Origin of the sequence: Streptomyces venezuelae, assembly GCF_008642355.1 — a bacterium.
Classification (GTDB): Bacteria; Actinomycetota; Actinomycetes; order Streptomycetales; family Streptomycetaceae; genus Streptomyces; species Streptomyces venezuelae_B.
In genome coordinates, this window is record NZ_CP029193.1 from 3,960,171 (window position 1) to 3,972,502 (window position 12,332).

Sequence of the window (12,332 nt, forward strand, 5' to 3'; positions counted from 1 at the left end):
AAGCTGGCTGCCGAAAGGGCCCCGGATCCAGTGTCGGATCCGGGGCCCTGGGGGCTTCGGGGGTGGCCGAAAGGTCACGCGGAAGCCGCGTGCGGGACGCCTCGGCGGCTTGGGCGCTCGAAGACTCGGCCGCTCAGCCGCTCAGCCGCTCAGCTGCTTAGCCGCTCGGGCTCGGTGGGCTAAGCGGAAGCCTCCGCGGCGGCCTTCGCCGCGATGTCGGTGCGGTGCTGGGACCCGTCGAGACGGATACGGGACAGCGCGGCGTACGCCCGCTCGCGCGCCTGCGTCAGGCCCGCGCCGGTCGCCGTCACGGACAGCACGCGTCCGCCCGCGCTGACGATCGCGTCGCCGTCGCGCTTCGTTCCGGCGTGCAGGACGTACGCATCCGGGGCATCCTGCGCCGAGACCTCGTCCAGGCCCTCGATGGGGTCGCCCGTACGCGGCGTACCCGGATAGTTGTGCGAGGCGACGACCACGGTCACCGCGGCGTCGTCGCTCCAGCGCAGCGGGGGAAGGTCGGCGAGGTTGCCGGTCGCCGCCGCCATGAGGAGCCCGGCGAGCGGGGTCCTGAGGCGGGCGAGGACGACCTGGGTCTCGGGGTCGCCGAAGCGGGCGTTGAATTCGATGACGCGGACGCCACGGCTCGTGATCGCGAGCCCCGCGTACAGCAGCCCCGCGAACGGGGTGCCGCGGCGGCGCAGCTCGTCGACGGTCGGCTGCAGCACGCTCTGCATGACCTCGTCGACGAGCTTCGGGTCGGCCCACGGCAGGGGTGAGTACGCGCCCATGCCGCCCGTGTTCGGGCCCTCGTCGTTGTCGAGCGCCCGCTTGAAGTCCTGGGCGGGCTGGAGCGGGACGACCGTCTCACCGTCGGTGACCGCGAAGAGGGACACCTCGGGGCCGTCGAGGAACTCCTCGATGACGACGCGCTCGCAGGCGAGGGCGTGGGCGCGGGCCACGTCGACGTCGTCCGTGACGACGACTCCCTTGCCGGCGGCGAGTCCGTCGTCCTTGACGACGTACGGCGCTCCGAAGGCGTCGAGTGCCTCGTCGATCTCGGCGGGGGTGGTGCAGACGTACGACCGGGCGGTCGGCACGCTCGCGCCCGCCATGACGTCCTTGGCGAAGGCCTTGGAGCCCTCCAGCTGCGCGGCCTCCTTGGAGGGGCCGAAGCAGGGGATGCCCGCGTCGCGCACGGCGTCGGCGACACCGGCGACGAGGGGGGCCTCGGGGCCCACGATGACGAGCCCCGCGTCCAGCCGCTGGGCGAGGCCCGCCACGGCGGCGCCGTCGAGGGCGTCGACGGTGTGCAGCTCGGCCACTGCTGCGATGCCGGCGTTGCCGGGGGCGCAGTGCAGCTCGGAGACGTCGGGGTCGAGGGACAGAGAGCGGCACAGGGCGTGTTCGCGGGCACCACTGCCGATGACGAGGACCTTCACGGGGTCAGGGTAGCCCGCGCACGCCTTCCCGTTTCGTACGGGCCACCCACTGGACGCGCTGCCCCCTCCTGTACGTTCCTCCAGTTCCCGGCGCGTTCGGTGCCCTTCGGATGCGGGCCCGCTCCGGACCACCCCGCCGCTTCGCGGCGGCGCGGCGGCGCGGCGGCGCGGCGGCGCGGCGGCGCGGCGGCGCGGTTATTCGTTCGGGTATTCGTCGACCACCGTCGCGCCCAGCTCGCGCACGATCAGGTCGTGGCCCGACAGGGCCGACTCGACCAGGTCCGGGTCGTCGTCCTCGGGAATGTCGTCCTCGGGCGAGATGTGCTCCCGGGGCGGGGCCGCGACCGGAGCGGGAGCCGGAGTCGGCTCCGGGGCCGGAGCGGGCGGAGAGTACGGGGCCGGAGCCGCCGGGGAGGGGGCCTGTTGCTGGGGCGCGGCAGCGCGCGGAGGCTGGGGGGCGCCACCGCCGAAGCTCCCCGCTCCCGACGGCACACCACCGCCGCCGAAGTTGCCGGCCGCAGGCGGAGGCGCCGAGCCGCCGGACGGGTCGACGATCGCCTCGACCTTCCACTGCACCCCGAACTGCTCGGACAGCGCCTGCCGCAGCACGTCCTCACTGCCGCTGCTCGCGAAGTTGTCCCGCGCGCCCGCGTTGACGAAGCCGATCTGCAGGGTCGTCCCGTCGAACCCCGCCACCTGGGCGTTCTGGCTGAGCAGGATCCACGTGAAACGGCGGCGGTTCTTCACCGCTTCCAGGATGTTCGGCCAGAGGGAACGCGGGTCGGGCCCGCCCGCGGGTGCCGACGCCATCGGTGCGGCGGCCTGCGAGGGCTGGGGGGCGGCGGCCGGAGCGGCAGCAGCCTGCGGGGCCGGGGCGGAGGCGGCCGGTGAGGCACTGCCCGCGGACGCAGCCGTCGGCCATCCGCCCGGGCGGGGCGTGGACGACGTCTGGGCGGCGGGAGCCGAAGCCGTGGGCCAGCCCCCGGGCCGACGCTCACCCGTGGGTTCAGCAGCGGGGGCCGGAGCAGCAGGAGCGGCAGGGGGCGTCGCCGCGGGCGGCGGAGCACTCGCCTGCGGAGCCGGGGCCGCGGCAGGAACCGCCGACGGGGCCGCCTCAGGCGCTCCGCCTGCGCCCCGCACGGCCGCCCGCGCAGCCGCGGGCCCGCCGCCCGGAGGCACCGGCGGCCCCTGCGGGGCAGGCGCGGAACCACCCGCAGGGCCCACAGGCGGCATGGCCGCCCCGGGCTGCTGCACGCCCGCATGAGCCTCGGGCCCGGGAACGTACCCCATGGAGGGGCCGGGCCCCTGCCCACCGGGCACGAAGTTCCCGCCGCGCTCCAGGCGCTCGAGCCGGGCCATGACGGAGCGCTCGTCGTCGTAGGCCGCGGGGAGCAGCACGCGGGCACAGATCAGCTCCAGCTGGAGGCGCGGCGAGGTGGCGCCCCGCATCTCGGTCAGGCCCTCGTTCACGAGGTCGGCCGCACGGCTGAGCTCGGCGCCGCCGAAGACACCGGCCTGCGCCTGCATGCGCTCCACGACGTCGGCGGGGGCGTCGATGAGCCCCTTCTCGGCGGCGTCCGGCACGGCGGCGAGGATCACGAGGTCCCGCAGCCGCTCCAGGAGGTCGGCGACGAAGCGGCGCGGGTCGTTGCCGCCCTCGATGACGCGGTCCACGACCTCGAAGGCCGCGGCGCCGTCTCCGGAGGCGAAGGCCTCGATGACGGAGTCGAGCAGCGAGCCGTCCGTGTACCCGAGGAGGGACGTCGCCATGGCATACGTCACACCGTCCTCGCGAGCGCCGGCGAGGAGCTGGTCCATGACGGACATGGAGTCACGCACGGATCCGGCACCGGCCCGCACGACCAGCGGGAAAACCCCGTCCTCGACGGCCATGTCCTCGCGGCCGCAGACCTCGGCGAGGTAGTCGCGGAGGGTGCCGGGGGGCACGAGCCGGAACGGGTAGTGGTGGGTGCGCGACCGGATCGTGCCGATGACCTTCTCGGGCTCGGTCGTCGCGAAGATGAACTTGAGGTGCTCCGGGGGCTCCTCGACCACCTTCAGGAGGGCGTTGAAGCCCGCCGAGGTGACCATGTGGGCCTCGTCGATGATGTAGATCTTGTACCGGCTGGATGCGGGACCGAAGAAAGCCTTCTCGCGCAGGTCACGCGCGTCGTCCACACCACCGTGCGAAGCGGCGTCGATCTCGATGACGTCGATGGAACCCGGCCCGTTCCGCGCCAGGTCGCGGCAGGACTGGCACTCGCCGCAGGGCGTGGGAGTGGGACCTTGCTCACAGTTGAGGCAGCGGGCCAGGATGCGCGCGCTCGTCGTCTTGCCGCAGCCGCGCGGGCCACTGAACAGGTAGGCATGGTTGACCCGGTTGTTCCGCAGCGCCTGCTGCAGCGGGTCGGTCACATGCTCCTGCCCGATGACCTCGGCGAACGACTCCGGGCGATAGCGGCGGTACAAGGCGAGAGACGACACGCATACGAGGTTATAGGCGACCACCGACAACGCGGACCGCACCGGAACGCAAAGCGCCCCCCACGCACCCGCCAGAGCCGACCTACCCTTGCTGCCTTCCGGCCCTGGGGGAGTTCAGTCAGATAGCGCCACGTGAGGGGCTGGCCCCCACAGTAGCGGATCCCGGGGCGTGGAAGCGACGCCGGGAGGAACGGTTCAGCCCCCGTGACCCCCTCGAGACTCCCTCGGGAGTCCCGCGAGTGGATCGTGTTCGCGAGCACTGCCCAACGTCTTGTATTGTTTGCGGCGGAGGATTCGCCTAGTGGCCTAGGGCGCACGCTTGGAAAGCGTGTTGGGGGCAACCCCTCACGAGTTCGAATCTCGTATCCTCCGCCGGCAGAAGGCCCGGACCGTTCAGACGGTTCGGGCCTTCGTCGTTTCCCGGTTCCCGTTTCGGCCCGCTCGGATCGTTCAGCCCGCCGCCCGTAACCGTCCGCGCAGCGCTTCCTCCAACGTGGGGGCCGGGCGGAGGCGGGCTGTGAGGTGGAGGACGCGCAGCGTGCGCAGGATGAGTGGGTGGGGGCAGACCAGGAGCAGGTCGCCGTCTCGTTCCTCCAGGCGGGTGCGGGCGCGGCAGAGCAGGGCCAGGCCGGAGCAGTCGAGGAACGTGGTCGGCGTGAGGTCGATGACGAGCAGCGTCTCGGGCGGCGTGGTCGCCGCGTCCAGGATCGGCAGGATCTCCAGGGCCGCCGCGATGTCTATCTCGCCGTGGAACTCCATGACGAGGTGGTCGGGGGCCCGGTGGACGCGCAGTTGTCCGCCGGGGAGCGGAACGCCGTGGATCATGGCGGCATCCTCCCTGCGTACGGCCCACGTCCAGGGGGGCCGATGGGGCGGGTGGGACGAAGAGCCACCGGGGTCCTGGGTGACGGCGTGCGGAGTGCGGGGGGGGCGACTTACAAGGGTGGAGTCACTGAGCGCGGGATGTGGGGTGTGTCGGAGGCGCGGGGTTTCCCATGGTGATATGCCCCCGTCAACGTAGTGTCCAACATTCCGTCTTGACGAAGTCGAAGTTTGTGCACCGCGTCAGAGCCGGCGCCTGAGTTGACGTCGAGTGACGGTCGGCTGGAATCTGCACGGCCCTGTTGTGGCGTCTCGTGTGGTGCCGGGGCCGCCGCCAACGGCCCACGGTGGCCCGGACGTCGAGGGCCCGGCCACCGTGGCGGCGGCCGGGCCCCTCGCGTCGTCGTTCAGCGCCTCACCTGCCGCCCGCCTGCCAGAGGGTGACGGCCAGGGCGGTGCAGGAGGTGATCGCTGCCAGGGAGGGCAGGGGCCAGCGGCTGCGTTCCAGGGCGTCGAGGCGGTCCTCGTGCTCGGAGAGGGTCTTGTCGGTCTGGTCGGCGCGCTGGAGCAGGAGGGCGAGGTCACCCCTGGTCGTGGCGAACCCGACGTCCACGGAACGGCGCAGCCGCTCCAGCTCCAGGGGGACGCTCCCCGTCTCAGCTCCGGCCATCGTCCACCCCCCGCCTCCGCAGCCACGGGGGCAGCAGCGCCTCGACGGCCGGCACGGCCATGAGGCGGCTCAGCGCCGCGGCGAAGGCCACGAGGCCCGCGAGCACCGGGACGTCGGCGACGCCCGGGTCGGCGGCGAGCAGCGGCAGGGCGGTGATGAGGGTGACGAGTGTCTGCACGGCGGTGCGCAGCCCTCTGCGCGTGGCATCGGTCATGACCGCGGCACCCGCAGCCGGTTCCAGCTGGCCCGGCCCGGCACCCCGTCCGCGTCCGCGCCCCGGTAGCCGAGCTTGTGCTGCCAGGCGGCGTACGAGGCGCGGTCGGCCTCGGTCCAGACGGGCCCGGGTCCGACCTCGTACCGCCCGCAGCCCTCCTTGACCAGGCGCCTCCCGACGGAGGTGAACAGCGCGCTGTGACGGCCGATCGCGAAGAACGCGGCGCCGGGGAACGGCTCGTACGCGGGACCGTCTTCGCCGCCCTCGCCGCCCGGCGCGTCGGAGCCGAGCCGCTTGGCGACCCGCCCCCGCATCACCGGCATCGAGAACGTCGGGTCGATCTTGCGTCGGGTCCACTCCTTGTGGCCGATGACGCTCGCGCCCGACCAGCCGTGCGCCCGGCACAGCGCCGCCGAGAGGCGTTCGACCGTGTCGAGCTGGACGGCGGGGAACGGGTCGCGGCCGTTGCCGAGGTTCTCGATCTCGAAGCCGTAGAAACGGGCGTTGCCGTCCACGGCGTCGGGCCCCGGCCGGGACGGCAGCGCCTTCGACCTCCGCACGGCGTCGAGCGCGGCGGCGGAACCGTTGCCCGCGTGGTTGGTGCGGCCGTATCCGATCAGGTGGAGCGTGCCGTCCTTGCTGATGAGTCCGATACAGAGCGGACCCGGCAGATCCGGCATGCCCCGGCGGCAGAGGGCGAGGCTGTCGCGCCCTGCCGTGTGGTGCAGCATGACGCCGTGCACGGGGCCCCAGGGGCCCTTGTGGTTGCGGTTGTGCGTCCTCCAGTTGCCGTGTTCTCTCATGCGGACGCCCTCGCCGCGCAGGGCGCGGACGAGGGCGTCGGGGGACAGAGGTGTGGCCATGAGGCCTCCCCGGTGTGCGTCAGATCAGGTCAGATCAGGGACGTGATGGTGAGGTAGCGGTTGCTGAGGGTGAGGGTGCCTGCCGTGGTGCGGTAGGCACCGGTCACGGTGTAGGCGGCGCCCGGGGTGAGGCCGGAGAGCGGGTACTGCATGCTCGCCGTGACCTGGTTCGTGCCGCCGACGAGGGCCGCGCGGGCGTCGGAGGCGGCGCTGACGACCCGGGTGCCCTGCTTCACGTTGGCCGAGAAGTACGCGAGACCGGCCGCGCTGTTGTTGAAGCGGGCGCCGACCGTGAGGACCGCGGTGCCGTACGGCGGGGCGATGAACGTGATGGTGAAGGGGTCGGTGGCGCCGGTGAGCGTCTCGACGTACGCCGTCGACGTCGTCGTGCCGGTCAGGGTGCTCGACCAGTACACGGGGCCGAGGGAGAGCGGGGCCCACTGCTTGGCGGCGGTGAAGTAGTAGTGCCGGCCGGGGTTGTTGAGCCAGGCGATCATGCCGGGGATCGGGTCGGTCACCTTCGCGTCGCGGGCGGCGGCGTCGGCGAACCGCAGCACGGTGCGGCCGTCGACGGCCTCCGCGAGCGACTGCAGGTGGACGGGGATGTCGGCATTGTCGGCGGGCTGGGGGTAGGGGAGGTTGCCGAGGGGGGTGAGAGCGACCATGGTCTTCTGATTCCTCCGGGTCCAGGGGTCAGGGGTTCAGGGGTTCGGGCGCGTTGCGGGTCAGCCCCCGAGGGGCGGTTGCGTCATGTCGCTCAGGCCCGTCCCCTCGTCGTCCGCCGCCACCAGCGGGTCGTCGATCTGCACGGGGCCCGGCGGCGGTACGTACGCCTCCGTGAGCGTCGTTTCCTCGTTCACTCCGTTCCTCCCGTCGTCTCCAGAAGCGTCCGGTAGCTGATCGCCTTCGCCGTGAGGTCGCCGAGCGTCGCGTACTGGGCGGCGAGTCGGACGTACTTCCGCTGCACTCCGTAGGCGGGGTCGACCGGGACGTCGGGGACCAGCCCCTCGTCGGCCGGTACGCCGTTGTAGGCGGTGCCGCGCAGGGTGAGGGTCTGCTGCGGCGCGCTGCCCGCGGCGTGTGTGGTGCGGATGCCCACCACCCAGGCCAGGGTGTCGAGTTCGGCGCCCGCCGTGTCGACGACGCGGACCACGTCGCCGAGCTGGATGCGCGGGTCGTGCAGGACCTCGACGTCGCCGAGGAGCGGCACGGGGTAGCGCCCGGCGGTGAGCATGGCCTTCGACAGGGCGGACGCGGTGTCGACGGTCTGCACCCAGTCACCGGAGGGGGCCGTGTACTGCTGCTTGCCGTAGTACTTCTGACTGGTCGTGTTCCGCCACGCGTACGAGCGCAGCTTCGGGTCGGCCGAGCGCTTGAGCGGCTGGAGCCGCACGGAGGGCTTGCCGTCCTTCGTGACCGTCCAGACGCTGGCCGCACTGTGGTTGGCGAACCGCACGAAGTACGTCGGCCCGTCCCGCCAGCAGCTCACCGTGACCTCGCCCTTGACCGACGTCCCGCCGGTCTTCGCGGTGCCGAAGCGCACCTGGTGCCCCTCACCGGAGACGGAGTCGTCCAGGACGCCGGGCGGGCCGACCTCGGTGTCGTCCTCGGCCATGGCGTACTGCACGACGATCGCCGAGTTCGGCTTGATCTCCCGTACCACCGTGTCCAGGATCGGCTCACCGGCCACCGCCTTGATCCCGTTCCAGTCCTGGTAGGGCTGCTCGCAGTAGTTGCGGCAGGCGTCGATCTCCTCGGTGACGGTGAGCGAGGAGATGTCCCGGCGCGTGGTGACGGTGAGGTCGGGCACGGCCGGCACCGTGGTGAACCGAGAGGGACCGCGCCAGCGGAACACGCCCTGTTCGTCGAACTCGGCGGTGGACATGCTGGCCCGTGCGATCTCGGTGATCACGTCCCACTGGGAGCCGGACACCTTGGGGATGTCGAAGAGGGGCAGTTCGGGGGTGTCGAGGACGGCACCCTTGGTCCACTGGCCGCGCTGCTCCCACTCCTCCCACGGATAGCTGGCGGTGTCCGTCCAGAGCCGGTCGGTGACCTGGATGCACTCGACGGCCATGTCGGTCTTGAGGTTGACCTGCTGCAGCTCGGAGATCGGCTGCCAGGCGATCTCCTTGTCGAAGGTCACCGTCTGCCCCACCCGGTTCCTGCCGTCGGGCTGGGTGAGGCGGGGCTGCACGGTCGGAGCGACGACCGTGCCGGTCGAGGACGTGTCCACCGTGAAGCCGAGGTGCCAGACCCCCCGCAGCGAGGCGAGCGTGTCGAAGACCCAGGGGTTCGTCGTCTGCTCGCCGACACCGTTCGTTCCGGAGCTGATGTGCACCTTGCCGGTGGCGATGTCGAAGGTCGCCTTGAGGTAGCCGGTGCGTGTCCCGTTCTGGTCGAACACCGCCGACATCTCGATCATGTTGCCCCGCGCGAGCGCCGTGTTGACCCAGCACTCCACCTGGAAGACCTTGCCCGGCAGGGTGAACCGCGAGCGCGGCATCCACGACGCCTCGAGACCGGCCGCCTTGGGCATGAGGGCCATCTCGAAGGGCGCGCCCTCACGAATCCAGTCGTACGTCGACGGGCTCGGTACGTACTCGGGCTGGCCGTGGGTCGCGTTGAACCCGCCGTGCAGGGAGGCGTACAGCGCGGTGAACGGCTGCGTGTCGGCCGGGTCGATGTCCGGGGCCCGCGGCGGGGGACAGCTGTGGATGCCGCCCTGGCGCAGGAGTTCGTCGACGCACCAGGTCGCGGTGGCGACCGGCCGCCCGTAGTAGTAGCCGTGGTACGGCCGGGGCAGGGAGGCGGGCCCCCGCAGCCGCTCCGCCCCGTCCAGCGCCTGCACGGTGACGGTGTCGCTCCCGGAGGCCGCCGTGCGCGAACGCACCGTGCCGCGGAAGGCCGGCACGGTGCGCCCACCCGCACCGGATGTGTGGACGACGGACTGTCCGGGACGTACGAGATCACCCGTGAGCCGGTCGGCCCAGGCCGAGTACAGCCGCGGCGCGGGAACGCCCTCCGCACCGCCGAGCAACAGCTCCAGCTGGGCGGAGGCGCTGCCGGAAACGGCCCGCATCGCCTCGGGAAGGTCCGTGGCGTACGCCCGCTCGACCTTCCACGACTGGACCTGCGGGCCGATCTCCTTGCCGCCGAGGCGCGTGGAGTGGGCCGGTACGCGCTCCGGCGTGGACAGGGCCCGGTCGAGGACCTCGTCAGAGCGCTGCATCGCGGACCTCCACGAGGTCGAGGCTGACGTTGCGGTACGGCAGCCTGGCCGCGGGGACGTCCGTGTACGCCGTGACCACCATGGCCGGGCAGCCGTCGCCGAGCGCGTGCGCGACGGGCTCCTCGTCGAGGGTGAGGCAGCCGCCCGCGAGCCCGAACAGGCCGACGGCGCCGGGCCGTGCGACGGGTGTGACGAAGGCGGCGCCCGCGGGGGCGACCGCGGTGACGGACGCGCCGATGGCGTGGCTGCTGCTCAGGTACTTGCCGTCCGCCGCCTTCCAGTCCAGCTGGGCGGTGGCGACGGCCGGGTCCCAGCCTTCGGGGAGCAGCCAGGACGCCCGCATGCCGGGCACGACGGGCCAGCCGGCCCACACCCCGTGGATCCACCCGACGGCGGCGGCCGCGTCCCGGCAGTCGACGGTCGTGACGCCGTCGGCGTTCCTGGCCAGCGCGATGTCGCCGTTCATGGTGAACCAGTGGTCCCAGCCACCGGGGATGTCCGACTGACCGGCCGCCTGATAGGGGTCGAGCAGGTTGACGGAGGCGGGGTCGAGGACGACGAGCGGGCCGCGGCCGGTGCCGACGCGGCGGGCGAGCCGGGCGAGGTGCTGGGCGTCATCGGGCTCAAGCCACTCGAAGGAGAGCTTGAGACGGCGGATGGTGCGGGTCGGCGCGAAGGTGGTGACGCGCCCTTCGAGCGCCTTGAACTCGGTGACGTTGAGCTCGGCGGTGCGGTCCCAGCTCTTCGCCGCCTGCCGGATCTCCCGGAGCCGACCGGGGGCTCCGATCCACAGGTTCCTGGCCATGAACTCCTCCTGTTCTGTTGTGACTCGGTGGATCGGGGGTCAGCGCCGTGCCAGGGCGCGCCGGCCCGCGAACACGGCGCGGGCGATGGTCTGCGAGTCGACGTCGACGTGGACGGGCCGGTCCGCGAGGCGCTCCATGGCCTCGGCGAGACGGCGCAGGGCGACGGCGTTGCCGCCACCGTTGCTGATCATCCGTTCGAGGCGCGACAGCGGGATGACGGCTTCGTGCTCACCCGCCTCACCGACGAGCGCGAGCGTGCCGCCGTTGCGGGCCTGCACGATGCCGCCCTGGGCGAGGTGCGGTACGGGCACGTGAAGTCGCGGGAAGCCGAACGACTTCCCTCCCCACTTCGGCACCCAGCTGGGGATGGAGATCTTGATCCCGGCGAGAACGCCGAACACGCCGTTGAGGGCGGAGGCGAGCCCCTTGATGGGGGTCAGGATGAGATTGCCGAGCCCCTTGACCAGCGGCTTGATGAAGTCGACGGCAGCGCGGGTGCCGGACTTGATGCCCTTCCACGCGGCGTTCATCCCGCGCTTGAGGGCGGCGGTGACCTTGTCCATGTTCACGAACTGGGCGATCAGCGGGGCGGCGAGCGTCATGATCAGCCCGAAGGGGCTGGCCGCCATGGCGAGATTGAGCCCCTTCTGCGCGGTGCTCGCCCCCTTGAGCCCCTTGCCCAGGTTGCCCATGGACTTGCCGCCCTTGTCGGCGTTCTTGCCGGCCTTCCCGACGGACTTCTCCACGGCGTCGGCCTGACGCTTCACGTCACGCAGGGCGGTCTTTGCCTTGTTCGCCGAACTCCGCAGCTTGTCGAGCGAACTCTTGAACTTGTCGGATCCCTTCTTCGCCTTGCCCAGGGACCCGTCGGCGGTACGGAGTCCGCTGTGCAGCTGCTTGACCGCGCCGCTGCTGCTGTTGGCGGACGTACGCAGCTTGCCGACCGCGGTGGCGGCGGACGTGGTGGACTTGCCGAGCTTGCCGACGGCGGAGGCGGCGGACCCGGTGGGCTTGTTCAGCTTGCCCACGGACCCGGCGGCGGAGCCGGTGGACTTCCCCAACTTGCCGACCTGGGTGGCGGCCTGACTCGCGGCGCTGCGCATGCGGCCGAGTTGGGTGGCCGCGCTGCTTACGGACTTGTTCAATGCCATGGGTGTCTACTCCTCAGGATTTCCACTCCTTGCACGCCGGATCAGAAGCGGGCATTGAGCCGGGCGATCTCGTCCTCCAGCGCCTGGACGCTGACCCTGGCCTGGCGCGCCTCGCGGTTCAGCGCGTTGACCTGACTGCTCCGAAGGCCTTCGAGCTGACTGTCGTGCCGACTGGCAGTCGACCGGAGGTCGGAGAGGTCCGCCTTACGGGCGATTTTGCGGTTGAGTTCGCGGGAGAGGTCGGTGATGCGCCGGTCGGCGCCGGTGGCTTTGGTCTCGGCTCTGTCAGCCGTCGTCTGCGCTTTTCCGGCCGCCGCCTTGAGTTGACTCGGTAGCTCACCCAGGCCTTCAGCCTTCTTGTTCTCAAGGTCCTGAAGGGGGTCCCAGATGGTCTTCTCCAGCTTGATTCCGGTGAGCTCGCCACTGATGCCATTGGCGGCGAAGGCTCCACCGTTCATCTCGCTCTTGAGCGCGTTGAGCTCGACCTTTTTCACGAGCTCCCGCTCGGTGAAATCCTTGAACCACTTGACGACGGTGGGATCGGGCGTGGCCGCGCCCTTGCCCGGTGCAGGTGTGCTCGGTTCGGCCATGATCAGCTCCCAGAAACAGGTGACGGCCCTGGGCGCCGTCTGTCGGGGCGCACAAGGCCGT

At 71.7% G+C, this 12,332-nt stretch carries 12 protein-coding genes, 1 tRNA gene and 1 other RNA gene; 1 reads left to right on the forward strand and 13 read right to left on the reverse strand.

The features are described from left to right. Window positions 1-179: 179 nt before the first annotated feature. The 3 genes from purD to ffs form a co-directional block, all read right to left on the reverse strand. Window positions 180-1,439 carry a phosphoribosylamine--glycine ligase gene (gene purD / locus DEJ47_RS18280; RefSeq protein WP_150169674.1) on the reverse strand — a complete coding sequence of 420 codons (1,260 nt, stop codon included), beginning with the start codon at window positions 1,437-1,439 and terminating at the stop codon, window positions 180-182. A gap of 195 nt (window positions 1,440-1,634) precedes the next feature. Continuing rightward, window positions 1,635-3,923, reverse strand: a complete 2,289-nt coding sequence (locus DEJ47_RS18285) for a DNA polymerase III subunit gamma and tau (protein ID WP_150169676.1) — start codon at window positions 3,921-3,923, stop codon at window positions 1,635-1,637. Window positions 3,924-3,969: 46 nt separating this feature from the next. Further along, window positions 3,970-4,068: signal recognition particle sRNA small type (gene ffs, locus DEJ47_RS18290), an RNA gene on the reverse strand. A gap of 142 nt (window positions 4,069-4,210) precedes the next feature. Between ffs and DEJ47_RS18295 the strand changes: the two genes are divergently transcribed. Beyond that, window positions 4,211-4,295, forward strand: a tRNA-Ser gene (locus tag DEJ47_RS18295). A 78-nt stretch (window positions 4,296-4,373) separates the two neighbouring features. On the opposite strand, the gene DEJ47_RS18300 is transcribed toward DEJ47_RS18295, so the two are convergent. The 10 genes from DEJ47_RS18300 to DEJ47_RS18340 all read right to left on the reverse strand — a co-directional run bounded on the left by DEJ47_RS18300 (window position 4,374) and on the right by DEJ47_RS18340 (window position 12,271). Beyond that, window positions 4,374-4,748, reverse strand: coding sequence for an STAS domain-containing protein (locus DEJ47_RS18300; RefSeq protein ID WP_150169678.1), 375 nt, complete (start codon window positions 4,746-4,748; stop codon window positions 4,374-4,376). Window positions 4,749-5,160: 412 nt separating this feature from the next. Further along, the gene (locus tag DEJ47_RS18305) at window positions 5,161-5,415 is read right to left on the reverse strand and encodes a hypothetical protein (protein ID WP_150169680.1); all 255 of its coding nucleotides are present in this window, start codon (window positions 5,413-5,415) and stop codon (window positions 5,161-5,163) included. Next, a complete protein-coding gene (locus DEJ47_RS18310; RefSeq protein ID WP_150169682.1) occupies window positions 5,402-5,629 on the reverse strand; it encodes a hypothetical protein in 228 nt (75 codons plus the stop codon). The genes DEJ47_RS18305 and DEJ47_RS18310 overlap by 14 nt, the downstream gene beginning before the upstream one ends. Further along, window positions 5,626-6,492 (reverse strand): peptidoglycan-binding protein, encoded by an 867-nt coding sequence (locus DEJ47_RS18315; RefSeq protein WP_150169684.1) that lies wholly within the window; start codon window positions 6,490-6,492, stop codon window positions 5,626-5,628. Before DEJ47_RS18315 ends, DEJ47_RS18310 begins: the two co-directional genes overlap by 4 nt. A 29-nt stretch (window positions 6,493-6,521) precedes the next feature. Beyond that, complete coding sequence (locus tag DEJ47_RS18320) at window positions 6,522-7,157, reverse strand: hypothetical protein (RefSeq protein WP_150169686.1); 636 nt, start codon at window positions 7,155-7,157, stop codon at window positions 6,522-6,524. A 60-nt stretch (window positions 7,158-7,217) separates the two neighbouring features. Then, window positions 7,218-7,352, reverse strand: a complete 135-nt coding sequence (locus DEJ47_RS37375) for a hypothetical protein (protein WP_263398896.1) — start codon at window positions 7,350-7,352, stop codon at window positions 7,218-7,220. Then, window positions 7,349-9,724 carry a hypothetical protein gene (locus DEJ47_RS18325; protein WP_150169688.1) on the reverse strand — a complete coding sequence of 792 codons (2,376 nt, stop codon included), beginning with the start codon at window positions 9,722-9,724 and terminating at the stop codon, window positions 7,349-7,351. The genes DEJ47_RS37375 and DEJ47_RS18325 overlap by 4 nt, the downstream gene beginning before the upstream one ends. Beyond that, window positions 9,711-10,529 carry a hypothetical protein gene (locus tag DEJ47_RS18330; RefSeq protein WP_150169690.1) on the reverse strand — a complete coding sequence of 273 codons (819 nt, stop codon included), beginning with the start codon at window positions 10,527-10,529 and terminating at the stop codon, window positions 9,711-9,713. The genes DEJ47_RS18325 and DEJ47_RS18330 overlap by 14 nt, the downstream gene beginning before the upstream one ends. Window positions 10,530-10,568: 39 nt before the next feature. Beyond that, window positions 10,569-11,681, reverse strand: coding sequence for a hypothetical protein (locus tag DEJ47_RS18335; RefSeq protein ID WP_150169692.1), 1,113 nt, complete (start codon window positions 11,679-11,681; stop codon window positions 10,569-10,571). A 41-nt stretch (window positions 11,682-11,722) separates the two neighbouring features. Beyond that, a complete protein-coding gene (locus DEJ47_RS18340; protein ID WP_150169694.1) occupies window positions 11,723-12,271 on the reverse strand; it encodes a hypothetical protein in 549 nt (182 codons plus the stop codon). Window positions 12,272-12,332 lie beyond the last annotated feature (61 nt).